Here is a 23,730-nt window from a genome sequence, read left to right on the forward strand (position 1 = left end):
CCCGTATCAAACCTCCGAGGACGCGCTGTTTCCGAGGACTACAACGTCGCAGCCCGCAATGGTGTGCCCGTTCCAATCGACCGGATCGGCATTGTAGTTGATCACGAACGTATGCTCAGCCGTTTCCCGAAGCCTTAGGCCCTCGGGCATCGGCTGCAGGGTTAGACCGGTGTTGTGCGCCGCCAGTCCGATGAGACGATCCCAGAGCGCCTCGTCGGGAAAACCCGCCAGATACCAAACGCCGTCCCCCGTTTTCACGGCTGGAGCTCCATCTTCAAATCGCAAGAGGTCAGCACCGTCTCCGGACAGACGGTCGATCCAGTGCTGGGCTGCACCGCCCCCCTCGACCGGGCGTTTGACATTTGGCGGCAGGGTTTCAACCAGATCGACTTGGCAATCGACCCCATCAAGGCCGGGGCGGCCCGACGAGGGGATTTGGAAATCGCGGGTGATCGCGCCGCTGCGCGGGCCAAGGATGGCAAGGTCGCAGGCCTCAGATAAACGCGCTTCCAACGCAGCGTCGATTGTGGCCAGCCCTGGCGCAAGGATCACCGCGTACCCTTTCGGCAGGTCCTGAGGTGAAACGATGTCCACCGAAAGCCCGGCGCGACGCAGAGCGCGATAGGCCGAGAATACCAGCCGGAAATAGTCAAAACCTGCGCCCTGCGGCTGCGTGTTCCACGCCCAATCCGAGGCATAGTCGAACAGGATCGCAACCTGCGCCTGTTTCTGGTGAACCGGGCCGATGGCCTTCAATTCATCCGCCGTCTGGCGCGCCTCGGCCAGACCGGGGGCCGCGCGGCTGTCTGGTGTCAGCAATCCGGCGTGCATCTGTTCCTGCGCAAAGGGCGCCTGGCGCCAGCGGAAGTAGCTCACCACCTCGGCCCCGTGGGCCACGGCCTCAAGCGACCACAGCCGGACCATGCCGGGCAGGGGAGCAGGGTTGTACGGGGCCCAGTTCACTGGGCCGGGCTGTTGCTCCATCACCCACCAACGACCATGGCCAACCGCGCGGTAGAGGTCGTGGTGAAAGCCCTGCATGTCCGGATCACCCTGTTGCAGGAATTTCGCCTTGTGTTCGGCGTCGTCCTCCAACCGGTCCGACAGAAACCCGATCGGATAACTATCCCAGGTGGCAATATCGAGGTCCGCGCCGACGTCGAAATGGTCGAACTCAAGCACGCGTCCCATGTAGTTGTGCGACAGCGGCGCATCGGTCAGCGGGCGCAACACATCGGCCTGAGCCTTGTTGAACGCCACCACCTGATCCGAGCTGAAGCGTCGGAAGGCCAGAACATGGGCCGGGTTCGGTTCTGTCACGGTCAGGTTGGGTAGGTCGATCTGGTCGAAGTGATCGTATTCCATCGACCAGAACACATTGCCCCAAGCCTCGTTCAGGGCGTCGATACTGCCATATTGATCGGCCAGCCAAAGCCGAAACGCTGCGAGCGCCGGGGCGCTGAAGCTGATCGTGGTGTCGTGGCAGCCATATTCATTGTCGATTTGCCAGGCGGCAACATGCGGATTGCGGCCATAGCGTTCGCCAAAGATCCGGGCGATGCGGACGCACTCTTCGACATAGCCTGCATGGCTGAAGCAATAGTGCCGACGCGACCCGAATTTGCGCGGATGGCCTTGGGCGTCGACGGCCAGCATATCGGGGTGCTTGTCCAGCATCCAGCGCGGAGGTGTGGCCGTGGGCGTGCCCATCACCACCTTCAAACCCGCGGATCCCAGCACGTCGACCGCGCGATCCAGCCAGTCGAATTGCAGATCACTGGGCGAGGGTTCCAACCGGCTCCAGGCGAATTCGCCGATGCGCACCCAGCTCAGGCCCATTTCGACCATGCGCGCGGCATCTTCGGCCCAAACAGCCTCGGGCCAGTGTTCGGGGTAGTAGCAAACGCCAAGTTCGGGGGTCATAGAAGGACTCTGTGTTCCGGTTGGCCCTGGCCTGCATTCGGCTCGGCAAAGGTCATTCCGTTGGTGGGTTGTGTTTCAAGCGTCTGAGCGCTCAGCCCCTCGCGGGCGCTTGTACAGAACAGTGTTGTCAGGTCGTCCCCGCCAAAGGCTGGGCAAGATGCATGGGCGGCGTCGATGGTGACTGCGCGCAGGAACTGGCCTGCCGGATCATAGGCCGCGACCCGGCTCGCCCCCCATTGAGCGATCCAGACGTTCCCGGCGGTGTCAACCACCGCGCCATCCGGGTTCAAACCGTCGTCGTTCAGATCCAGAAAGACCGAAGGCTCCGCCTCCGGCCAGCCGGTCTCAGTGTTCAGACCCCACCGCATGACCTGTCGTGTCGCTGTGTCTGCGTAGTAAGCGCAGGACCGGTCCAGAGCGAAACAGATCGCGTTTGAGATGGTGACATCCGGCACCAAACGGCGCAACGCGCCCTTGTAGAACCGATAGATTGAACCAGCACCGGGTTCCGCGCTTTTGCCCATCGTCCCGATCCAGAACCCGCCCCACGGATCAGCGCGGCCGTCATTCGAGCGGGTGACAGGGTTGTCAGCCTCTAGCGGGACAACCAGTGATTTCTCACCCGTGACCAGCGAAAACCGCCACAACCCTGTTTCCGAGGCCATCAGCAGAGTATCGCGATCCACCCAGCCTGCGGCCGAGACATTTTCGTCGAAACCCCAGCTTTTCTGCGCTTCGCCCTCACGGGTCAGAAGGCGTTTTCCGAGGATGTCGAACCAGAACAACTGTTTCCGCTCGGGATGCCAGAGGGGACCTTCGCCCAGCATACATGGGCGGTCGTCGAAAGCGACGCTCATGCAACGGCCTCATCATAGGCGGCTACGATCCGGATGGCGCGTTCCGAGATTTCTGCGATCTCCATGTCCGGCTTGAACAGGGCCGAGCCGATGCCGAACCCGTCCGCGCTGGCTGCGATCCATTCGTCGAAGTTGTCTGTACCCGCGCCGCCAACTGCGAAGACCTGCGTGCCGGCAGGCAAGACCGCCCGCAACGCTGACAGACCTGCGGGGCCTGCCAAGGAGCCGGGGAACAGCTTCAAACCGGTTGCACCCGCTTTGAGGGCCGAAAAGGCCTCGGTCGGGGTGAAGATGCCCGGCCAGGATTGCAGCCCTAACTCACGGCTGCGCCGGATCACGTCAGGATCGGCATTGGGCGAGACGATCAGCTTGCCGCCCACATCCCGAACGGCCTCAACCTGTTCGGGCGTCAACACCGTGCCTGCGCCGATCAGGGCGCGATCGCCGAAAGCCTCGGCCAGAATGCCGATGCTCTCAAGAGGATCCGGAGAGTTCAGCGGCACCTCGATCCGGTCGATCCCGGTTTCGATCAGAAGTCGACCGACTTTCTCGGCGTTCGAGGGGGTCAATCCCCGCAAAATAGCAATGATAGGGCGGCTCATACGGTTTCTCTTGTCATGTTTCGGGCTTTGTTCAACCCGGCCAGAGTGGATGTAGTGGCGTCGGCCATTTCGATAAACGCGCCTTGCGGTTGCAGTGCTGTTGCGTAAGCGGTCGATAGCCCCTCGGCCCCGATGATTGCGATCTGCTGACCCAGCCAATAAGGGCGTGAGGCCGCAAGTTCGGCCCCGATCAATAGCCCGGACAATCGCGCTCGGGCCGTGCTGCCATCCTGCCCGTGCAGCAGATCTGCAGCACGCAGGCTGAACAGGCGGGCGGCAAGCTGTTCGGGTTTGGACAGAGTATCCTCGACGGCCTCGGCAAACGCGGCCTCGTCCCAGCCTTCACTAAGCGAGTGCCGAAGGACCGATTGACCGCGCAACAGGTCGAAAAGCTCTCCGGTCATGAAGGTGCGAAAGCTGACGACCTCATTCGCGCTGACCTGCACCCATTTCGTATGAGTGCCGGGCAAGCAGATCACGCCGTCCCAATTGGGATGTGTATCCAGAAACCCCGCGATCTGGGTTTCTTCACCGCGCATCACATCAGGCGGCGATACTTGTTTCAAACCGGGCACCACGAAGGCGCGGATCCGGGGATCGGTGGCGGGCACGCGGATCGGAACGCCCTGCACAGGCGCGGTTGGAACGGCGGCATAGGGCGCTTCGACCCATCCCTGACGGGCGCCGACCATGCCGCAGGCGACAACATCGACAGGGGCATTGGCCAACCAGCCCTCGATCAATGCCAACAGGGCGTCCTCAAACCCGCCCTTGGAGACGCGCGCCATGCCCATGTCTGACTGGGCGTGGTCAATAGGGGTCGCCCCCTCCATCGCCCACACGCGCAAGTGCGAGGTGCCCCAGTCCGCTGCGATCCATTCTGGTTTCATAGTTCTACCCCGTTACCACGACGCCACCATCGGCAACCACGCACTGTCCGGTCATGGCGCGGCTGGCGTCCGAGGCCAGAAACAAGGTGGGTCCGATCATGTCGTCGGGCTTTAGATGTTCTTTCAGGCATTGGCGATCCAAATGTGCTGCCAGATCTTCGGGTGTGGCCCACATGTCCATCTGCTTTTGCGTCAGCACCCAACCGGGGGCCAGTGCGTTGACGCGGATGCCTTTCGGCCCCAGCTCGCGCGCCAGCGACCGGGTCATGCCGGTGATGCCCGCATTCGAGGTCGTGTATATCGGATAGCCTGCATTGCCCATCATGTAGCTAATCGAGCTGAAATTGATGATCGAGCCGCCATTGTCCATCTGGCGCGCGGCTTCCTGACAGGCGAAATAATAGGCCTTGAGGTTGACCTCGATCATCCAGTCCCAGAATTCCGAGGTCGTCTCCTCCAGAGAATGGCGCTGATCGTTGGCGGCGTTGTTGACCAACACCTTGATCGGTCCATGTGCCTCGGCGGCCTGTCGCATGGTGGCGTGCAACAGTTCCGTGTCGGTCATATCGCCCTGCATGAACAAGGGCGCGCGACCGTGTTTGGCACGCATTTCTTCCACGAAGGCGCTTGCGTCTGATCGACCGATGAAGGCCACGTTGGCCCCTTGCGTCATGAACCCGTCGGTCAGCGAAGCGCCAACGCCCGAGCCGCCGCCAGTGATATAGACTGAGGCCCCATTCAGGTCCCGGAATACAGCAGGTTGGTCCATTAGTGGCTCTCTCTTGTAACGAGGCGTGTGTCTTTACCGACAAGGAAATCAAGGTCAGCGCCCTGATCGGCTTGCAGCACGTGGTCAATGTAAAGTCGGGCGTAGCCGCGTGTATAGTGCGGTGCCTCCGGCTGCCAGGCTGCGCGGCGGGTGTCGAGTTCCGCCTGATCGACTAGCAACTCAAGCTCTCCCTTACTGGCCGAGACGCGGATGCGGTCGCCGGTCTTGACCAGTGCCAGCGTGCCACCGGCCTGCGCCTCGGGGCTGACATGCAGGATGACGGTGCCGAAGGCGGTGCCGGACATACGGGCGTCCGAGATGCGGATCATGTCGCGCACGCCCTCTTTCACCAGTTTCGCGGGGATCGGCATGTTGCCGACCTCGGGCATGCCGGGATAGCCCTTGGGTCCGCATCCTTTGAGGACCAGAATGGTCTCGGGCGTCACCGGCAGGTTGTCTCGGTCGATATTTGCCTTCAGGTCTTCGATGCTTTCGAAAACAAAGGCTTCGGCCTCGGTTTCCAGCAACTCATCCGTCGCCGCCGAGGGCTTCACGATGGCCCCATTCGGCGCAAGGTTTCCGCGCAGAACGCGCAGGCCGGCCGCGGGTTTCACCGGGTCATCGAAGGGGCGGATTACGTCGCGATTGTAGCACTCGGCCCCGTCGTAGTGGGCCGAGATATCCTTGTTCAGAACCGTTTTCGCAGGGCGCAAGAAGGGCTTAAGTTCATTCAACACCACAGGCACACCACCTGCGTAACAGAAATCCTCCATCAGATATTTGCCGGACGGCATGCAGTTGACCAGCAGGGGAATCTCAGAGCCGATTTCAAAGTCTTTCAGCGTGAGATCGACGCCGACCCGACCTGCCAGCGCCAGCAGGTGGACCACGGCGTTGGTCGAGCCACCCACGGCGGCATTGGCCAGAATGGCGTTCTCAAACGCCTCCTTGGTCAGGATGTCCGAGGGTTTGAGGTCTTCGTCCACCATCTCGACAATCCGCTTGCCGGTCAGATGCGCAAGCGCCATGCGACGGGCGTCAACCGCAGGCAGGGCGGCGTTGGTGGGCAGGGACATGCCCATCGCTTCGACCAGGGAGGCCATGGTCGAGGCCGTGCCCATCGTCATGCAAACCCCGGCGCTGCGCGACATGCCGGATTCTGCGTTCATGAAATCCTGCAGGGTCATCTCACCTGCGCGGACGGCTTCCGAGAATTTCCAGACATCGGTGCCCGATCCGATATCTTTGCCCTTGAACTTGCCGTTCAGCATCGGCCCGGAACTGACCACGATCGAGGGCAGATCGACTGAGGCGGCGCCCATCAGCTGCCCTGGCGTCGTCTTGTCACATCCACCCAGAAGAACGACGCCATCAATGCCATAGGCGCGGATGGATTCCTCGACATCCATGGCCAGCAGATTGCGGAACAGCATGGCGGTGGGTTTCATCTGGGTCTCGCCCAGCGACATGACGGGGAATTCGACCGGGAAGCCTCCGGCCTCCCACACGCCGCGTTTCACGCCTTCGGCCAGATCGCGCAGGCCCGAGTTGCACGGCGTCAGTTCCGACCATGTATTGCAGATGCCAATAATGGGCCGCCCATCAAAGGCATGATCGGGAAAGCCCTGGTTTTTCATCCAGGAACGGTGGATGAACCCGTCTTTGTCGAGTTTTCCGTACCAATGCGATGAGCGGCGTTTCTTTGTCATTCTGGCTTCGCTTCTTTAGCTGAGGTTGGAATTGAGTATTTGTAAAAAGATGAAGATCACGCAGCGCGGAGCGGACGGCACCAGTCGGGCACCCAGTCCGAATGCGCGGTCAGAAGGTCAGTCACAAGGCTGCGGATTTGGCGCAGGTCCAGTTCTGCAGCGGTGTGGGGATCCATCATGGCGGCATGGTAGATGTGTTCAGGGTTTTGTTCCGTCAGCGCCCGGACGGTCAGCTCTTGCACGTTGATTTGGGTGCGCATCAGCGCCACCAGCTGCGGCGGGATGTCGGTGACGACCGAAGGTTGAACGCCGTTTGTGTCGACCAGACAGGGGGTTTCCACCGCAGCGCCCAAGGGCAATTGCGGGATCTGACCCGTGTTGGGCAGGTTTCCATAGGCCACATAAGGCGTATCTGAAACGATTGCATTCATCAGGTCCGCCGCGAATTCGTGGCTGCGCGTGACCGAGATATTGCGCCCGTCGGTCAGCGTTTTGGCCTGTTCTTTCCAATCCACGACCTGTTCGACACAGCGGGTTGGGTATTCGTCCAACGGGATCGAGAATTGCTCGATCAGGTCGGGCCGCCCGTCCTTGATGAACCACGGCACATATTCTGCCAGATGTTCTGAGCTTTCGGTGCAGAAATAGCCCAGATGGTCCATCACCTCATACCGCACCCTGTTGGCGCATCGTGGCATCATCAGAGGTGGTTTCGGCAAGGTCCCATGCGCATAGCCCTGACGCAAGGCGGGGTAGAGGTCGCGGCCCTGATGATCCAGCCGCAGGAAGAAGGCCACGTGGTTCACGCCTGCCACTTTGTAGCGGATTTCATCCTTGGGCAGGTCTAGGTCGTGAGCGAGTTCTTCGACCGTATTCTGTACCGAATGGCATAGGCCGACATGTTTCAGGTCCGGGAATTGCTCGGCCAGGGCCCAGGTGTTGATGGCCATCGGGTTTACATATTGCAACAGCGTCGCATCGGGGCAGAGCTGCATCATATCCTGTGCCACGCCCCACAGAACCGGCACGGTGCGCAACCCGCGCATGATCCCTCCGACCCCGAGCGTATCTGCGATGGTCTGGCGCAACCCGTATTGCTTGGGGATCTCGAAATCCGTCACCGTGCAGGGTTCATACCCGCCGACCTGAAAGGCGGTGATGACGAAATCGGCCCCCTCCAACGCCGCGCGGCGGTCGGTGTGGGTGGTCACCGTCGCGCCAGTGCCGACCGAACGGATCATGGCCCGCGCCACTGTTTCGCTTTCGGCCAGGCGTTGCGGGTCGATATCCATCAGGGCAAAGTGGCTGTCGGCGAGGGCAGGGGTCAGCAGCGCGTCGCCCACGATATTGCGCATGAAGATCGTGGAACCTGCGCCAATAAAGGTGATCTTGGTCATTTTGCAAACTCTCGTTTGGCGTTATTTTACTGCTCCAAGGGTCAAGCCCGCGATAAAGTGTTTCTGCATCAGGAAGAACATGGCCACGGGTGGTAAGGCGGCAACGAGGGAACCGGCGCTCATCAGTTGATAGGCCGCGCGGTACTGAGCGTTGAAGCTGGTGATCCCGGCCGTCACAGGTTGGCTTTCGGCCCCTTGGGTCAGGACTACGGCCCAGAAATAGTCGTTCCAGATGAAAGTGAAGATCAGCACGCTCAGCGCCGCGATGGCCGGTTTCATCAGGGGCAGGACAACGTACCAGAAGATACGGACCTCGCTGATGCCTTCGACCCTTGCGGCTTCGATCAGCTCAAAAGGCAGCGCGCGGATGAAGTTTCGCATGAACAGTGTGCAGAACCCGGTCTGGAACGCGATGTGGAACAGGACCAGACCGGTTTTGGTATTGTAGAGGCCAAGCTCCAAAGTCAGGTCGCGGACCGGAACCATGAGGATCTGGAATGGGACAAAGTTGCCCGCCACGAACATGAAGAAGATCCACAGGTTCGACTTGAATTTGTAGATCCCCAGCGCGAACCCGGTCATGCAGCTGAGCGCGACCGCCCCGATCACCGTTGGAATGGTGATCATGAATGAGTTCAGCAGATACCGCGGCATGTCCGAGTTGAAGAAGACTTGCCCGTAATTGACCGCGCCCTCGAACCGGGACGGCAGGCCCCAGTAATTTGCGCTGGTGAAATCCGCCTCGGGCTTGATTGAGAACAAGGCGACGGCAAGCAAGGGCCCGAGCCATAGCAGCAGGGCAATCGGCAGCATGGCCTGATAGGTGATCTGCGCCGCGCGGGGTTGTTTTTCGATAGGTTTGGGAAACATCTCAGTGCCCCTTTTCTTCGCGGTACATCGACCACAGGAAGTAGGCGATGAAGCACAGCATGATGAGGAACAGGATCACCGCGATGGCGGCGCCATATCCCATGCGGAAGCCGTATTCGGATAGCGCCACCTCGAACATGTAATAGGCCAGCACGCGGGACGACCCGAATGGCCCACCCTGCGTCATGATGGAGATCAGGTCGAAAGACCGCAGCGCGCCGATAATGGTCACGACAAAGGCGATAAACGTGGCCGGGCGCAGTTGCGGCAGGATGATGTGCCACAGCATTCGCGCGCCTTTTGCGCCATCCAGTCGCCCGGCTTCGATTTGTTCGGGGTCCACGGCGTTCAGGCCGGTCAGGTACAGGATCATGCAATAGGCCGTTTGCGGCCACAGGCCGGCGGCGATGATGCCGTATGTGACCAGTTTTTCATCCCCCAACACATTCAGCGGGCCAAGGCCGAAGAAGCCCAGGAATTCGTTCAGCAACCCGAATGTCGGGTCGTAGAACCATGTAAACACCAGCCCGACAACGACCTGAGAAATCACGAATGGGAAGAAAAACAGAGACTTGTAGAGTCGAATGCCCCAGACCGTCTGGTTCAGGAACAGGGCGATGAACAGGCCCGCCGGGATCGCTGCCAAATACAGGATCAACCAGATCAGGTTGTTCTTGAGTGAGATGTAGAACGCGTCGCGGTCAACCCACTCCCAATAAAGGTTCTCATAGTGGCGGAACCCTACGTATTCTGCGGCGCCCAGCCCATCCCATTCGTAGAGTGACAGGTTGAAGGACTGAAAGACCGGGATGATCACATAGACCATGAAGAACAACAGGCCCGGCGCAAGGAAGAGCCAGGGCGCGATGCGTTGTTGGTTGCGATGGAACCAGCTTTCCTGTTCCGGTGTGTCGACGGCTGACATGGGCTATCTCGGATCTGGGGGCGAAGGCGGGTTGAAGCCCGCCTTGCATTTGAGGAAGGCGTAGGCCGGGTATTTTACCCGGCCCCTGCCAGATCAGTTGTCGTAGATACGGCTACGAGCACGTTCTAGTTTGGCCAGGATTTTGTCCAGATTGTCGGGCTTGACCATGAATTCCTGGAAGCCTTCCATCGAGACCTTGGCCATTTCAGCCGGAGCGTCGCGGTCCCAGAACTGGGCGACACCACCTGGGCTGTTCGAGGACAGCATGGTGAACCCTTGCTGCAGGAACTTGTCGTCATCCACCGAGGATTGCGCGTTGACCGGAAGCTGGCCCAGGTTGGAACCGTTGTTGATTTCGGTCTGAACGTCCGGAGACACGACAAAACGCAGGAATTCGCGCGCGGCTTCCTTGTTCGAAGCGTTGGCCGGGATGTGGAACGTATCGGTTGGGGCATCCTCGGCCAGTTCAACATCGGGGTTGATCGCGACGAACTGATAGAAGTCCAGCTGATCGTCGCTCAGACCCGCTTCGCGCAGAGGTGCAACAGCGAAGTTGCCCATCAGATAGGCGGCTGCATCCCCGTTCACCATGAAGGGCAGGGCTTCCTGCCAGCTATAGGTCTGGTGGTTGTCGATGAAGGCACCCATGTCGACCAGCTGCTTCCAGTTGGCGAAGGTCTGCTTGACGCGGTCATCCTCCCAGCTGATTTCGCCATTGGCGAGCTGGTTGTGGAAGTCGAACCCGTTGGTGCGCATGTTCAGGTAGTCAAACCAGCCACCGGCGGTCCACAGAAACTTGGTCCCGATGGTATAGCAGGCCCGGCCCGAGTCGACGATCTTCTGGCAGTTCGCCAGTTCTTCTTCCCAGGTGGTCGGCTCGGTCAGGCCCAGCTCATCAAAGATGTCTTTGCGATAGTACACGCCCCACTGGTAGTAGGTATAGGGCACGCCCCACTGCTTGCCATCAAGGGTCATCGCGCCTTTGGTCGAGGCCAGGTTTTCGGCGATCTCAGGCTCTGCCCACAGGTCTGAAACGTCTTCGAAAAGACCCGCCTCGACATAAGGCTTCATCCGGTTTGCGGCATACCACGTTGCAACATCTGGCGTGTCAGCCGTCAAAAAGTTGCGGATCTGCGTCTTATACGCCTCGCGGTCGATAACTGTGGTTTCGATGGCCAGATCAGGGTGCTGGGCCTGAAACTGTTCAATCATCGCTTCCATCGTCGCACGTGGCGCCGGGTTCGAGGTGTCAAGAAAGATGCGCAGCTCGCCGGTTAGTTCGGCGGCAACGGGTGCAGCTAGTGCCACACTCGCTGCCAATGCGGCGGCGGTGCGCTTGAACATGGAATGCATGGTGTCCTCCCTTAGCTTCCATTTTAGTTCCAAATAATGAAACCATGTTTTATATATTGAAAACTACACATCGACTCGGCTAGTCTTGTCAAGACCCTCGTGGAAACACGGGCGTCAAACGGAGGAGAACACACACCCGTGGCTGGTGACGGAACAATAGGCAAAGCATGTGATGTGCTGGAGCACGTGGCCTCGTTCGAGCGCCCGGTGCGGTTCGCGGAATTGCTGGAGAGCAGCAGCTTTCCCAAAGCGACGCTTTATCGTTTTCTGCAATCGCTGACCAATCAGGGCATGCTGGCCTATGAGCCTGACAGGCAGACCTATTCGCCGGGTCTGCGGCTGGTCCGTCTGGCGCATACGGCGTGGACGCAAAGCTCTCTGGCCCCTATAGCGCGGCCGTTTCTGGATACGCTCAGCTCCGAGACTGGCGAAACGGTGCATCTGGCGCAGTTGGATTCCAATCAGGTGCTGTATGTCGACAAGCGCAACGCCGCCCAACCGGTCGAGATGTATTCGCAGGCTGGCAAGGTCGGCCCGGCCTATTGCACCGGTGTCGGTAAGGCGATGATGGCGTTTCTGGATGGGCCTGCATTGGATCGTGCCGTATCCCAGCAAAGCTATCACCGGTTCACGGAAAAGACACTGACCTCCGAGGCGGCTTTGCGGGCGGATCTGGATCGGATTCGGGCCCGTGGCTACGCTGTTGACGATGAAGAGCATGAGCCAGGCATTATCTGCATCGCCTGTCCGGTTCTGACCTCGGGCGGGCGCGTGCTGGGCGCGATTTCAGTAACCGGTTCAACCGGGCGGATGGATTTCAATCAACTAGAGGCCTGGGTCCCTCGGGTGCGTCGCGTTGCCGACCAGATCGCGACCGAGGCGCAGGCTTGGCGGTTCCCGGAAACCCGCCCGAACAGACAGAACGACAGGATGCAATCGACATGACAGGTGTAACGCTCAATCAGGCGATCAAACGCTACGGCCAGACCCAGGTGATCCACGGGATCGATTTGGAAATCGAAGATGGTGAGTTCTGCGTTTTCGTTGGCCCATCGGGCTGCGGCAAGTCCACGCTGCTGCGGATGATTGCGGGGCTTGAGGAAACCTCGGAAGGCCAAATTCATATCGGCGCGCGTGAAGTGACCCATATGGATCCGGCAAAGCGCGGCGTGGCAATGGTGTTCCAGACCTACGCTTTGTACCCGCATATGACGGTCGCCGAGAATATGGGTTTTGGCCTGCGCATGAACGGCGTTCCCAAAGCCGAGATCAACAAGAAGGTTCACGAGGCATCGGGCATTCTGAAACTGGACCAATACCTGAAACGCAAGCCCAAGGCCCTGTCCGGTGGTCAACGTCAGCGTGTTGCCATCGGGCGCGCGATCGTGCGCGGCCCCGAAGTGTTCCTGTTTGACGAACCTCTGTCCAACCTCGACGCCGAACTGCGGGTCGAAATGCGGGTCGAAATCGCGCGTCTGCATCAGGAAATTGGCGCCACCATGATCTATGTAACGCACGATCAGGTCGAAGCGATGACGATGGCCGACAAGATCGTCGTGCTGCGCGATGGCCGGATCGAACAGGTCGGTGCCCCGATGGACCTGTACCGCGATCCGGACAACCGGTTTGTGGCGGGCTTCATCGGCTCGCCCGCGATGAACTTTCTCGAATGCGACTATGCAGACGGTCACGTCACGCATCCCGCACTTGGACAGCCTATGCCGGTTTCGGCCCAGGTTCCGGCTGGTGTAAACAAGGTCACCCTTGGCATGCGGCCCGAACATATCCAAATCGACCGCAGCGCTGACACCTGCACTGTTGACTTGACCGAGGCGCTGGGGGGCGTGTCCTATTCCTATCTTCTGACCGCAAATGGCGACAAGCTGATCGTCGAAGAGCGGGAGGACCAACGCAGCACCACAGGCGAGAAGATCGGAATTACGGTCCAACCCGAGCGCGCCATGGTGTTCGACCCCGAAACAGGCGTTCGGTTTCGGTAGCGGCTTGCCGTTCAGTCGGGGCGCTCTGAGCGCAGGTTTAAGCTTGACCGAAACGGGGTCGTTCTCTGAACTGGTCCAAACGAGGCCAGTCGGCCCGACTCATTTCGAGCGAGAGAGGCCCCATGCGCAGCGTCAAAACCGTCCATGTGATTTCGGCCCATGCGGAAGGCGAGGTGGGCGACGTCATCGTTGGTGGCGTGCAGCCGCCACCCGGAGAAACCCTGTGGGACCAACGCACATTCATTGCGCAAGATCAGAGTTTGCGCAATTTCGTGCTGAATGAACCCCGAGGCGGTGTCTTTCGCCATGTCAACCTGCTGGTCCCTCCGAAACATCCGCAGGCGGATGCGGCTTTCATTATCATGGAACCAGAGGACACGCCGCCTATGTCTGGGTCGAACTCGATCTGTGTGTCCACTGTTCTTTTGGACAGTGGCATCATTCCCATGCAAGAGCCGGAAACGCATATGACGCTTGAGGCTCCGGGCGGCTTGGTGCGCGTCCGGGCGGAATGTCGGGACGGCAAAGCCCAGCGTATCTATGTGCAGAATCTGCCAAGCTTTGCCGACAAGATCGCGGTGCCGCTAGAGGTGCCGGGCGTGGGCACCCTCATCGTGGATACGGCCTATGGAGGGGATAGTTTCGTGGTGGTCGATGCCGAGGCTTTGGGGTTCGAAATTGTCGAGGCCGAGGCCCGCGATATCGCCCGTCTGGGCGTTGCGATCACCAATGCCGCCAATGATCAGCTTGGCTTTACCCACCCGCAAAACGCGGCTTGGGATCATATCTCTTTCTGCGCGTTTTGCGGACCGTTGAGGGCAACCGAAACCGGGCTGACAGGGAAATCCGCCGTTGCGATTCAGCCCGGCAAAGTTGACCGTTCGCCGACCGGAACGGCGGTCTCGGCCCGCATGGCCTTGATGGCCGCGAAAGGCCATATGAAAGCCGGGCAGGTTTTTGAGGCCGTTTCGATCATCGGATCGCGTTTTACTGGCCGGATAGTCGAGGACGTCAAGGTCGGGGACCGCAAGGCCATCATCCCCGAGATCAGCGGCCGAGGTTGGATTACCGGGGTTCATCAGCATCTGTTGGACCCGGATGACCCCTGGCCCGGTGGATATCGGTTAAGTGATACCTGGGGCGTTGGGCCCTGAAAACCGCGCAATCAAAGGTCCATTGGCCTGTTTTTCCCCAACCGTGGCAATTTGCGCCCCCTGTAGACGATTGATCCCGACGCAAACCTGATTTATGGGAAGCCCTGTCAAATCAGAGTCACTCAGGGGTGCTATGTCATACGCGCCCCTCCCGCGCCGCAATAAAGCGGCCCGAACTCTTGCAGCGATTGCCCCTTAAAGGCTTAAAAAAGGTGAAAGAATATGGCTGATAAATCGAACTTCGACATATTGTATACCATTGTAGACGAAGCGCCCGAGCTGGCCAGCGCCTCATTCCTGCCCATCATTCGCAAATTCGCCTCGGCGGCGGGTGTCAGCGTTGGCACCAAGGACATATCGCTTGCAGGCCGTATCATTTCGACCTTCCCAGAGAAGCTGACCGACGCGCAACGCATCACCGATGATTTGGCCGCATTGGGCGATCTGGTGAAAACGCCCGACGCCAACGTGATCAAACTGCCCAACATTTCGGCCTCGGTTCCTCAGCTTGTTGCCGCAATCGAAGAGCTGCAATCGCAGGGCTACGACATCCCGAACTACCCCGAAGAGCCTTCGAGCGACGAAGAAAAGGCAATCCGCGCCCGTTATGACGCGATCAAGGGCTCGGCGGTGAACCCAGTTCTGCGCGAAGGCAACAGTGACCGCCGCGCGGCGCGTGCAGTGAAGAACTACGCCCAGAAGAACCCGCATTCGATGGGGGAATGGGCGTCGGACAGCAAGACCAAGGTGTCTTCGATGTCCGGCAATGATTTCTATGCCAATGAAAAATCGGCGACGATCACTGCGGCACAAGCCGGTGATGCGAAGATCGAATTTGTCGGCAATGACGGCAGCGTGACGGTGCTGAAAGACGGCTGGCCGCTGGAAGAGGGAACCGTTGCCGACGCGACCTTCATGTCGGTCAAAGCGCTGTCCTCTTTCCTGGTCGATGCCATCGAGGACACAAAAAAAGACGGCACCATGTTCTCGCTTCACATGAAAGCGACGATGATGAAGGTCAGCGACCCGATCATCTTCGGCTATGCCGTACGCGCCTGGCTGGCCCCTGTGTTCGAAAAATTCGGCGCAGAGCTTGATGCGCTGGGTGTTAACCCGAACTCGGGTCTGGGGGATCTGCTGGACCGCGTGAAGGACAATGCCGACATCGTGGCTGCCATCGACGCGATCAAGGGTGACCGTCCGTCCATGTACATGGTCGACTCGGACCGTGGCATTACCAACCTGCATGTTCCGTCCGATGTAATTATCGACGCCTCGATGCCAGCTGTCATCCGTGCAGGCGGCAAAGGCTGGGACGAGACCGGAGCCAAAGGCGACACCAACTGCGTGATTCCTGATCGCTGCTACGCGTCGATTTATGACGAATCCATCAACTTCTTCAAAGCCAATGGCGCGCTGAACCCGGCCACTGCCGGTGCGGTTGCCAACGTTGGCCTGATGGCGCAAAAGGCCGAAGAGTACGGCTCGCACCCGACCACGTTCCAGGCACCTGCGGATGGCACAATCCGCGTTGTTCTGGCCAATGGCGAAACGTTGCATTCGCATGAGGTCGAGGCCGGAGACATCTGGCGGGCCTGCACAGTAAAGAAAGCGCCCATCGAGAACTGGATCCAACTGGCGATGGACCGTCAGCGCCTGACCGGATCCGAGGCGATCTTTTGGCTGGACGCAAACCGCGCGCATGATGCCGAGTTGATCCAATATGTTAAGCCCGCGCTGGAAGCTGCTGGTGTTTCTGACAATTTCCTGATCATGGCCCCACGTGAAGCGACCCGTCAGTCGCTGGAAACCATCACGGCCGGAAATGACAGCATTGCCATCACCGGCAACGTGTTGCGGGACTATCTGACCGACCTGTTCCCGATCCTCGAACTGGGCACCTCGGCCAAGATGCTGTCGATCGTCAAGCTGATGAACGGCGGTGGTCTGTTCGAGACCGGCGCAGGCGGGTCTGCTCCGAAACACGTGCAGCAGCTGGTCGAAGAAAACCACCTGCGGTGGGATTCGATGGGTGAGTTCTGTGCGCTGGGTGAATCGCTGAACTTCCTCGCCGACAGCAAGGGCAACGCCAAGGCGGGTGTTCTGGGTGCGGCGGCCGAGGCGGCAACGCAGGGCATTCTGGACAACAACCGGTCCCCCAGCCGCAAGGTCGGTCAACCGGACAACCGTGACAGCCACTACTGGTTCGCGCGCTACTGGGCCGAAGCGCTTGCCGCGCAGTCGGATGATGCTGAACTGGCAGCTGAATTTGCACCGCTTGCCAGCGCTCTGGCCGACAAGGAAGAGCAGATTCTGGGTGAGCTTGCCTCGGCCCAAGGCGGGGCGGCTGATCTGGGTGGCTATTACCATACCGATCCTGCCAAAACCGCGGCTGTGATGCGCCCAAGTGCGACGCTGAACGCGATCATTGGCTAAGAAAAAGACCCGCGCCATTGTGGCGCGGGTCTTTTTGCATGGCGCGGAAAGACTTTAATTTCACCTTTATTTTCAATCAGTTGATAGTCATGCCCGCAAGATTTCACAGAATCTGCAGGGCCTACGGGATTCCCCCAATACCCCGATGCCTCATCTCTTGCTACCGTATCCAAGACAGACGATTACCGGTGGGGCCTTCGGGCCTATCACTCACTCAAAAATGGCCAGCATTTGGGGTGCTGGCCATTTGGTTTTCTAAAAAGTGCTTCGATATTGCCGCCGAAATGGCGACCGAGCAGTGCCATGCAGCTTTAGCGCACATGAAATAGCCAGACCTGAAAAGGACTGGCTTTGCCGTGGTTGATTGACGATCAGCCCCGCAGGATTTTGCCCGCCGCGTCAAAAGGCGGTTCTTGCAGGATGGTGGCTTTGTGGGGTTGGCCCAGAACCATCACTTCAACCCCGTCTCCGGGTTGGGCGTTTTTGACGTAACCCAAGGCCAGCGACATGCCGACAGTGTAGCCATAGGTGCCCGAGGTGACTCGTCCGATGCCTTCGCCATCCTTGAAGATCGGCTCACCACCCGTGGCGTCCGCGTTGGAGGCCGTCACGTCGGCCTCATCCAGATGCAGCAGGACAAGCTGTTCGCGCGCGGGGTTTTCCAGCACTTTCTGCGCGGCGTTTTTGTTGAGGAAGTCCTTCTCGAACTTGCACAGACGATCCAGACCCACCTCATGCGGCCAGTATTCCGGGCTGTATTCGCGGCTCCACGAGCCGTAGCCTTTTTCCACGCGCATCGACATCAGGGCACGGCTGCCAACTGGGCCTGCGCCGAACTCTTTGCCCGCCTCAAGCAGAGCATCGTAGAGGCGCGCCTGATCTTCGGTCTTGCAGTGCAGCTCCCACCCCAGATCGCCGGTGAAAGAGACGCGCAGGGCCAGAAGTTCAACGCCTGCCACCTCAATCCTGGCCGAGCGCATAAAGGGGAAGTCCTCATTCGCCAGCGACGTGTTGGTCAACCGCTGCAGGATCTTGCGCGATTGCGGTCCAGCTACGTTGAAGCCACACATGGCCTCGGTGTGGCTTTCAAATGTGGTGCCTTCGGGCAGAGGGACCTGCTTGAAGAAGCGTTTGTGATAGCGTTCTGCCATGCCTGAGCCGATCACCCAGAACTCATCCTCGGCCACGCGGGTGACGGTGAAGTCCCCGGCAATGCCACCGCGTTTTGAGATCAGCGGCGTCAGGCAAGATCGGCCAATCGCTTTGGGCATGTTGTTGGCAAAGACCGCATTCAGCCAATCCGCGGCGCCGGGGCCTTTGCAGATGTATTTGGCAAAGTTCGAAATATCGATGATGCCCGCACGCTCGCGCAGCATCTTGCATTCTTCACCAACCGGGCCCCACCAGTTCTGACGTGTGAAGCCGTTTGTGTCCACGACGCCCGGCTTGTCTGCGAACCACAGCGGGTGTTCCCAGCCGACGTTCAGGCCAAAGACGGCACCCATGGCTTTTTGGGTCTCGTAGATCGGGCGCACGCGGGCAGGGCGGCCTGCGCTGCGTTCTTCGTTGGGGAAGTGAATGGCGAAACGGTGCGCGTATTGGTCTTGCACCTTGGCCTTGGTGAATTCCTTGGTGGCCCAGCTGTCAAAGCGCGCCATGTCCCAGGCGAACATGTCGTATTGGGTTTCACCTTCGATGATCCACTGCGCCGCCATCAGGCCCATGCCACCCGATTGCGAGAATCCGGGGATGATGCCGTTGCAGCAGAAATAGCCATCCACCTCGGGCACCGGCCCCATCAAAACGTTGGAGTCCGGCGACCAGATCATCGGGCCATTGATGACCCGCTTGATCCCGGCCTCACCCACGGCGGGCAGGCGTTCGATCGCGTTCATCATATTCTCTTCGATCCGCTCCAGATCGTCTGGGAACAGGTCATGAGCGAAATCCAGTGGGGTGCCTTCTTCGGCCCAGAACTTCATGTCCTTCTCATAGGCCCCGACCAGCAGGCCGTTGCCTTCCTGACGCAGATAGTACTCCCCATCGCGATCCGAGACCGAGGGCAGGCGGGTGCCGTGGGTTTCGACGTCAGACATCGCCTCGGTCACGAAGTACTGGTGTTCGGTGGGTTGCAGCGGCAGCTCGATGCCAGCCAGCTTGGCGACTTCGCGACCCCAAAGGCCTGCCGCGTTCACGACCCAAGGCGTCTTGATGTCACCTTTGGGCGTTTTGACGATCCAGGTGCCGTCTTCCTGCTGTTCGGTCGCGGTGACGGGGGTGAAGCGATGGATCTCGGCCCCGCGCTGGCGTGCGCCAACCGCATAGGCATTGGTCACGCCTGACGGGTCAACATTGCCGCCATCGGGCTCGAACATCACGCAACGGATGCCTTCGTAATTGACCAGCGGGTTCAGCTTTTGTGCTTCTTCAATGCTGATCTCGTAGAAGTTCATGCCATAAAGCTTGGCTTTGGCCGCCTGAAGCTTCAGCTGGTGTTCCCGCTCTTCGGTCTGGGCCAGATACAGCGAGCCGGGTTGGAAGACACCGCAGCTTTGGCCGGTTTCTTCCTCTAGCGCGTTATACAGGTTCATCGTGTAGTGCTGGATGCGGCTGATATTGGTGCTGTCGTGCAGACCGTGAATGTTGGCTGCTGCGTGCCAGGTTGAGCCAGAGGTCAACTCATCCCTTTCTAGCAGGACCACGTCGGACCATCCCAATTTGGCCAAATGGTAAAGGATCGAGCACCCGATCACCCCGCCGCCGATAACTACCGCCTGTGCTTCTTCGCGCATTTCGTATTCCTGATTTGCTGTGTCATGTCAGAACCGGTCTTTCTTTAAGAATATGGCGATTCAGACCCATAACTGTTCTAAACGCGTCAACTGAGACCCCTGTTTGACCAGAGGCACGATCTGCATTCATTTTTTGGGATACCGGCACCACCAGATGCCGCGCATGATTTCACGCATTCCTTGTCGCCATCGCTCAGAACTCCAGCCTGTGGGCGCGGCCATAGTCAGCCAGTCGTTTGTTCAGATTGCTCGCCTCTCGGTGGCCAGATTCCAGTGCAAAGACGAAGGCGTGAGTTAGATAGAAACAGGCGGCATCAACGTCCTGCGCCAGCTCCCGTTCGTCGGCAGCAATCGTATACAGGCGCACAAGCGCCTCTTGGTCGCAATCGGCATGTGCCTCTAGCAGTTCACGGTCCAAAGCTTCGCGATCCATGGCTATCCTGTTAGAGAAATGGCGATCTTCGACCGCGACGCAGGCGCTCTTGTCGCCCTCCACCCACGACCCGGCCAGGAAATTCCTGGCCAGACCGTCATTCAGAAAAGTGGTCATGCCTCGGCACGGGCCTTTTCGATCTGCGTTGCAACCCAATGGTGGAAGCAATGGGTAGGGCCGTCCATTGCGGGCGAGAAGCGTCCACCGTCGAATTTGATGCCATGGCGGCCTTTTTGCATGCCTTCGACCACAAATACGTCCTCTTCGAATACGGTTTTCCAAAGCGCTGCGTTCTGCGCGCGCAGGCCTTCGTGTTCGGGGCTGTCTTCGGGTTTCTGAGCATAGTACAGCTCAATCCGCTCATTCGACCGTTCCTGAGTGATCGGGTCGATGATGAAGGCAAAGCCATGGTCGCGCTGAACGCCCAGCAGGGTGTTGGGGTAGACAACGATATATTCGGCGCCTTCGTGCCACTTCTCGCTCAAGCTATCGAAATCAGCAAGTTTCGAGCCGTCTTCCCCTTCGAACTGACGATAAACAAGGGTGCCCTGACCCGAGTATTTGCCCAGCTCGTTGATGTTGTAGTGGTCTTCCAGACGCGAATAGCTGTTCAGACCCGGGTGAACCCAGGGCAGGTGGTAGCTTTCGCAGAAGTTTTCGACCGCCAGTTTCCAGTTCGAATCCAGCTCCAACCGGACCGACGCGCCTGCGCCGCCGTGATACATGGGCTGTTCGAACTCTTTCCAGCGCTCCATCAGCTCGCCGTGAACCTGTTCGAACTCGGGGGCGTTGCCGTCGACGTTGACGAAGATCACGTCGCGCCAGACGTAGGACCGGATGCGGAATAGACCTAGTTCCGAGAAATCCAGATCTTCATGGGTGTTCTGACCGGGGCCACCAACGTGGGGGGCGGTGCGCAGCTCGCCGTTCAGGCCGTAGCACCAGCTGTGATAGGGGCAGCGGATCGCGCCACGAATCTTCTGCGGCTTGTCGACCAGGATCATGCCGCGGTGGCGGCAGGTATTCTGGAACACGCCAATCTGACCGTCCCGGTCACGGACCATCAGCAGGGGCATGCCAAGGAAATCAATCGGATAGGCATCACCTGCCTGAGGGATATCCTTGCCGAATCCGATCCCGGACCAATTCGCAAACAGAACCGCGTCGCGTTCCTCGGCAAACACTTCAGGGTCGATATAATGCGCGTTCGGCAGCCCCTTTGCTGTGTTTACCGGGTTCAGAACAGACGAAAGCGGTGCATGCTTGTTCATCGGTCTCTCCTAAGACTTTTGAATTGGCGTTTTTCTGGGTCTCCATTGGCAGCGCAGAGGCCCTGCATTCAATACTAAAAATCCTAACCGCTAGATGAGGGGAGCTAAACCGAATTCTCCTCAAGCTCATTCAGCAGCCATTCTTTCAAGGCCAGCGCCCCTTCTGACAGGTTGTCGTTTTCTCGTTCTACAAGATAGAAATTATGCGGCGCAGGGATGCTGAAGACCTCTAACGCCACAAGTTTTCCGGAATCCAGCATGGGTTGAAGCAGACGCTTCCAGCCCAGGGCGACGCCAGCACCCTTTCTGGCAACCTGCAGAGCTAGCGCATAGCTGCTGACACGTGCCTGCGTCTGAATACTCTCCTTAAATCCAAGAGCCTGAAACCATTCCGCCCATGTGGTCCAATTGCTGTGTTGGGTCGCCAGATGAATCAGGCGGTGTTCGGTCAGATCCCTGAGACTGGCCCCTTTGAGCTCCTCTGCCAGTTCCGGGCTGCACACGGGTGTCAGGATATCCCGGTACAGTTTCGTATGAGGCAGAGAGGCATCCGGGTCCTTGCCGTATCGAATGAAAAAATCCACGTCAGGGCGATCCGCGAAATATGCATCCTCGGCCATTTGGTTCACTTTTACGTGCGGATAGTCCTGCCAAAACCGAATGACCGACGGGGAAAGCCACAAGGCGGCAACCGCTGTTGTGGACCCCACGGTGACATGATTGTCGGAATCCCCACTGCGAATCCGCTCAAGAACCTTCGAGATTTTCAGGAAAGAGCTTCCCAACGCCTCTTGCAGCGCCACGCCATCGTCGGTCAGTTCAACGCCGCGATGTTTGCGCATGAAAAGCGGGGCGGCCAACTCGGTCTCCAGCGCTTTGATTTGATGACTTACAGCGCCGGGCGTGACGGACAATTCGCTTGCAGCAACCTTGAAGCTGAGGTGCCGGGCGGCGGCCTCGAAGGCAGAGAGCGACGCAAGCGGAGGCAGATTGTAGTAGCGGCGTGACATATGGGCGTTGTTGCTCTAAGGCTTTTGATTGAGTTACTTTCACTTGAGTGCGAAAAATATTGCAATTGAAATCTATCTTTTTTTCTGCAGTTTTGCGCCCAATGATGTTTCGCCTTTCCTGAAGGGCGGTTTCGCTGTTCTTTGCCGTCCCTGCGACGCGCACCCCGACCAAGCCAGGTAGAAGTCAACACCAAGGCCGACACGACGACCGCCCTTTTGCGGTTCTTGTCGGCGCAAGATAAGTTGAGTACCCCGATGAACACTCAGAAAGCGCGTCTGATCCGGAAAACTGAACTCAGCCCGGACACTTCGGATTTCTGCTTTGAAATCGAGCGCGGGCGTTTCACCGGGCTTGAACCCGGCGCGCATGTGGATATCCATCTTGGCGACGATCTGGTGCGCCAATATTCTCTTTGGAGTTGGAGCCAGGACGGTCGCACCCTGAACGTCGCCGTCAAGCGCGAGGATGGTGGTCGCGGGGGATCATTGGCCATGCATGCGTTGGACGAAGGGGTCGAGGTCGCCATTGGTGGCCCGCGCAACCATTTCAAACTTGAAAGCCATGATCGCCACGTAACCCTGATCGCGGGGGGCATCGGTGCGACTCCAATGGTCGCAATGGCCCGCGAACTGTTGAACCGGGGTCAGGATTTCCGGGTCTACTATCTGGTCCGCTCTAAAGAACTGGCTGCGATGGACGACAAGTTCCGTGCTTTGGGTCTGGATGAGTGGTACCATCTGCATTGCGATGCGACAGATGGGCAGTTCGATTTGACAACCGTCATGCAGTCCGTGCCGATGGGTGCGGATGTTTATACCTGCGGTCCGGAACCAATGCTGAACGCGGTCCTCGAATCTGGCAGCGCTCTGCGCGGCGGGGCCATCCACTTTGAGCGTTTTGCGGCTGCTTCCGATATCGAACACGCGCCCAATGACAGTTTTGAAATCGAGGTCCAGTCGACGGGCGCCGTCTTCAAGGTGTCGAAGGATGAAACCATTCTCGACGTCCTCAGAACCAATGGGGTTCATGTGGATTTCGGTTGTTCCGAAGGTCTGTGCGGGTCGTGCATGGTGGATGTTGTCGACGGTGAGGTGGACCACCGGGACGGTATTCTGACGCCCGAGGAGCAAGCCTCGAACAGCTATCTGTGCACCTGCGTATCCAGGGCAAAATCCGACCGGTTGGTCCTGGCACTTTGAGAATATAGCCCGACAGCATGCTGGATGTCCCGGCACGCAACGGCTGCATGAAAAGAAAAATGGGAGGAATTTGATGTCGATTAAAGAACCGTTTACGGATTTGGACATTAAGACCGCGGATAGCGGTTTTTATGAGAAT

At 59.0% G+C, this 23,730-nt stretch carries 19 protein-coding genes; 5 read left to right on the forward strand and 14 right to left on the reverse strand.

The window, feature by feature from the left end; translation table 11 throughout:
* Positions 1 to 6 precede the first annotated feature (6 nt).
* The 10 genes from AC2FD8_RS08540 to AC2FD8_RS08585 form a co-directional block, all read right to left on the reverse strand.
* A complete protein-coding gene (locus AC2FD8_RS08540; protein ID WP_496854922.1) occupies positions 7 to 1,923 on the reverse strand; it encodes a beta-galactosidase in 1,917 nt (638 codons plus the stop codon).
* Positions 1,920 to 2,780, reverse strand: a complete 861-nt coding sequence (locus tag AC2FD8_RS08545; RefSeq protein ID WP_496854920.1) for an SMP-30/gluconolactonase/LRE family protein — start codon at positions 2,778 to 2,780, stop codon at positions 1,920 to 1,922. The genes AC2FD8_RS08540 and AC2FD8_RS08545 overlap by 4 nt, the downstream gene beginning before the upstream one ends.
* Positions 2,777 to 3,382, reverse strand: a complete 606-nt coding sequence (locus AC2FD8_RS08550) for a 2-dehydro-3-deoxy-6-phosphogalactonate aldolase (RefSeq protein WP_496854918.1) — start codon at positions 3,380 to 3,382, stop codon at positions 2,777 to 2,779. Before AC2FD8_RS08550 ends, AC2FD8_RS08545 begins: the two co-directional genes overlap by 4 nt.
* On the reverse strand, positions 3,379 to 4,272 hold the full coding sequence (locus AC2FD8_RS08555) for a 2-dehydro-3-deoxygalactonokinase (RefSeq protein WP_496854916.1): 894 nt from the start codon (positions 4,270 to 4,272) through the stop codon (positions 3,379 to 3,381). The genes AC2FD8_RS08550 and AC2FD8_RS08555 overlap by 4 nt, the downstream gene beginning before the upstream one ends.
* A gap of 4 nt (positions 4,273 to 4,276) precedes the next feature.
* The gene (locus AC2FD8_RS08560; protein ID WP_496854914.1) at positions 4,277 to 5,041 is read right to left on the reverse strand and encodes an SDR family NAD(P)-dependent oxidoreductase; all 765 of its coding nucleotides are present in this window, start codon (positions 5,039 to 5,041) and stop codon (positions 4,277 to 4,279) included.
* A complete protein-coding gene (locus AC2FD8_RS08565; RefSeq protein ID WP_496854912.1) occupies positions 5,041 to 6,750 on the reverse strand; it encodes an IlvD/Edd family dehydratase in 1,710 nt (569 codons plus the stop codon). Before AC2FD8_RS08565 ends, AC2FD8_RS08560 begins: the two co-directional genes overlap by 1 nt.
* A gap of 56 nt (positions 6,751 to 6,806) precedes the next feature.
* On the reverse strand, positions 6,807 to 8,147 hold the full coding sequence (locus tag AC2FD8_RS08570) for an alpha-glucosidase/alpha-galactosidase (RefSeq protein WP_496854910.1): 1,341 nt from the start codon (positions 8,145 to 8,147) through the stop codon (positions 6,807 to 6,809).
* Between the two features lie 21 nt (positions 8,148 to 8,168).
* The gene (locus AC2FD8_RS08575) at positions 8,169 to 9,017 is read right to left on the reverse strand and encodes a carbohydrate ABC transporter permease (protein WP_496854908.1); all 849 of its coding nucleotides are present in this window, start codon (positions 9,015 to 9,017) and stop codon (positions 8,169 to 8,171) included.
* A gap of 1 nt (position 9,018) precedes the next feature.
* Positions 9,019 to 9,942, reverse strand: a complete 924-nt coding sequence (locus AC2FD8_RS08580) for a carbohydrate ABC transporter permease (protein WP_496854906.1) — start codon at positions 9,940 to 9,942, stop codon at positions 9,019 to 9,021.
* Positions 9,943 to 10,035: 93 nt separating this feature from the next.
* Entirely contained in the window at positions 10,036 to 11,295 is a 1,260-nt protein-coding gene (locus AC2FD8_RS08585; protein ID WP_480724708.1) for an ABC transporter substrate-binding protein, read from the reverse strand.
* A gap of 138 nt (positions 11,296 to 11,433) precedes the next feature.
* On the opposite strand from AC2FD8_RS08585, the gene AC2FD8_RS08590 reads away from it, so the two are divergent.
* The 4 genes from AC2FD8_RS08590 (at position 11,434) to AC2FD8_RS08605 (ending at position 16,885) form a co-directional block, all read left to right on the forward strand.
* Positions 11,434 to 12,240 carry an IclR family transcriptional regulator gene (locus AC2FD8_RS08590; RefSeq protein ID WP_496854904.1) on the forward strand — a complete coding sequence of 269 codons (807 nt, stop codon included), beginning with the start codon at positions 11,434 to 11,436 and terminating at the stop codon, positions 12,238 to 12,240.
* The gene (locus AC2FD8_RS08595; protein ID WP_496854902.1) at positions 12,237 to 13,295 is read left to right on the forward strand and encodes an ABC transporter ATP-binding protein; all 1,059 of its coding nucleotides are present in this window, start codon (positions 12,237 to 12,239) and stop codon (positions 13,293 to 13,295) included. Before AC2FD8_RS08590 ends, AC2FD8_RS08595 begins: the two co-directional genes overlap by 4 nt.
* A gap of 122 nt (positions 13,296 to 13,417) precedes the next feature.
* Positions 13,418 to 14,449: a trans-3-hydroxy-L-proline dehydratase gene (locus tag AC2FD8_RS08600; RefSeq protein ID WP_496854900.1), complete on the forward strand. Its 1,032-nt coding sequence runs from the start codon at positions 13,418 to 13,420 to the stop codon at positions 14,447 to 14,449.
* A gap of 222 nt (positions 14,450 to 14,671) precedes the next feature.
* Positions 14,672 to 16,885, forward strand: coding sequence for an NADP-dependent isocitrate dehydrogenase (locus AC2FD8_RS08605; RefSeq protein ID WP_496854898.1), 2,214 nt, complete (start codon positions 14,672 to 14,674; stop codon positions 16,883 to 16,885).
* A gap of 371 nt (positions 16,886 to 17,256) precedes the next feature.
* Here AC2FD8_RS08605 and AC2FD8_RS08610 read toward each other — a convergent pair whose 3' ends face one another.
* From AC2FD8_RS08610 to AC2FD8_RS08625, 4 genes are all read right to left on the reverse strand, one after another.
* Complete coding sequence (locus AC2FD8_RS08610; protein WP_496854896.1) at positions 17,257 to 19,677, reverse strand: GcvT family protein; 2,421 nt, start codon at positions 19,675 to 19,677, stop codon at positions 17,257 to 17,259.
* 193 nt (positions 19,678 to 19,870) lie between these two features.
* Positions 19,871 to 20,110 (reverse strand): hypothetical protein, encoded by a 240-nt coding sequence (locus tag AC2FD8_RS08615; RefSeq protein WP_496855370.1) that lies wholly within the window; start codon positions 20,108 to 20,110, stop codon positions 19,871 to 19,873.
* Positions 20,111 to 20,223: 113 nt separating this feature from the next.
* Positions 20,224 to 21,381: an aromatic ring-hydroxylating oxygenase subunit alpha gene (locus AC2FD8_RS08620; RefSeq protein ID WP_496854894.1), complete on the reverse strand. Its 1,158-nt coding sequence runs from the start codon at positions 21,379 to 21,381 to the stop codon at positions 20,224 to 20,226.
* Positions 21,382 to 21,485: 104 nt separating this feature from the next.
* Positions 21,486 to 22,391 carry a LysR substrate-binding domain-containing protein gene (locus AC2FD8_RS08625; protein ID WP_496854892.1) on the reverse strand — a complete coding sequence of 302 codons (906 nt, stop codon included), beginning with the start codon at positions 22,389 to 22,391 and terminating at the stop codon, positions 21,486 to 21,488.
* 255 nt (positions 22,392 to 22,646) lie between these two features.
* On the opposite strand from AC2FD8_RS08625, the gene AC2FD8_RS08630 reads away from it, so the two are divergent.
* Entirely contained in the window at positions 22,647 to 23,591 is a 945-nt protein-coding gene (locus AC2FD8_RS08630) for a PDR/VanB family oxidoreductase (RefSeq protein WP_496854890.1), read from the forward strand.
* The last annotated feature ends 139 nt before the right edge of the window (positions 23,592 to 23,730 follow it).

The organism is Ruegeria sp. YTSC192 (assembly GCF_059609705.1).

Bases quoted from the DNA above. Each gene is read 5' to 3' on its own strand.
- AC2FD8_RS08540 (WP_496854922.1), bottom strand. From the start codon at position 1,923: ATGACCCCCGAACTTGGCGTTTGCTACTACCCCGAACACTGGCCCGAG.
- AC2FD8_RS08545 (WP_496854920.1), bottom strand. From the start codon at position 2,780: ATGAGCGTCGCTTTCGACGACCGCCCATGTATGCTGGGCGAAGGTCCC.
- AC2FD8_RS08550 (WP_496854918.1), bottom strand. From the start codon at position 3,382: ATGAGCCGCCCTATCATTGCTATTTTGCGGGGATTGACCCCCTCGAAC.
- AC2FD8_RS08555 (WP_496854916.1), bottom strand. From the start codon at position 4,272: ATGAAACCAGAATGGATCGCAGCGGACTGGGGCACCTCGCACTTGCGC.
- AC2FD8_RS08560 (WP_496854914.1), bottom strand. From the start codon at position 5,041: ATGGACCAACCTGCTGTATTCCGGGACCTGAATGGGGCCTCAGTCTAT.
- AC2FD8_RS08565 (WP_496854912.1), bottom strand. From the start codon at position 6,750: ATGACAAAGAAACGCCGCTCATCGCATTGGTACGGAAAACTCGACAAA.
- AC2FD8_RS08570 (WP_496854910.1), bottom strand. From the start codon at position 8,147: ATGACCAAGATCACCTTTATTGGCGCAGGTTCCACGATCTTCATGCGC.
- AC2FD8_RS08575 (WP_496854908.1), bottom strand. From the start codon at position 9,017: ATGTTTCCCAAACCTATCGAAAAACAACCCCGCGCGGCGCAGATCACC.
- AC2FD8_RS08580 (WP_496854906.1), bottom strand. From the start codon at position 9,942: ATGTCAGCCGTCGACACACCGGAACAGGAAAGCTGGTTCCATCGCAAC.
- AC2FD8_RS08585 (WP_480724708.1), bottom strand. From the start codon at position 11,295: ATGCATTCCATGTTCAAGCGCACCGCCGCCGCATTGGCAGCGAGTGTG.
- AC2FD8_RS08595 (WP_496854902.1), top strand. From the start codon at position 12,237: ATGACAGGTGTAACGCTCAATCAGGCGATCAAACGCTACGGCCAGACC.
- AC2FD8_RS08600 (WP_496854900.1), top strand. From the start codon at position 13,418: ATGCGCAGCGTCAAAACCGTCCATGTGATTTCGGCCCATGCGGAAGGC.
- AC2FD8_RS08605 (WP_496854898.1), top strand. From the start codon at position 14,672: ATGGCTGATAAATCGAACTTCGACATATTGTATACCATTGTAGACGAA.
- AC2FD8_RS08610 (WP_496854896.1), bottom strand. From the start codon at position 19,677: ATGCGCGAAGAAGCACAGGCGGTAGTTATCGGCGGCGGGGTGATCGGG.
- AC2FD8_RS08615 (WP_496855370.1), bottom strand. From the start codon at position 20,110: ATGGATCGCGAAGCTTTGGACCGTGAACTGCTAGAGGCACATGCCGAT.
- AC2FD8_RS08620 (WP_496854894.1), bottom strand. From the start codon at position 21,381: ATGAACAAGCATGCACCGCTTTCGTCTGTTCTGAACCCGGTAAACACA.
- AC2FD8_RS08625 (WP_496854892.1), bottom strand. From the start codon at position 22,391: ATGTCACGCCGCTACTACAATCTGCCTCCGCTTGCGTCGCTCTCTGCC.
- AC2FD8_RS08630 (WP_496854890.1), top strand. From the start codon at position 22,647: ATGAACACTCAGAAAGCGCGTCTGATCCGGAAAACTGAACTCAGCCCG.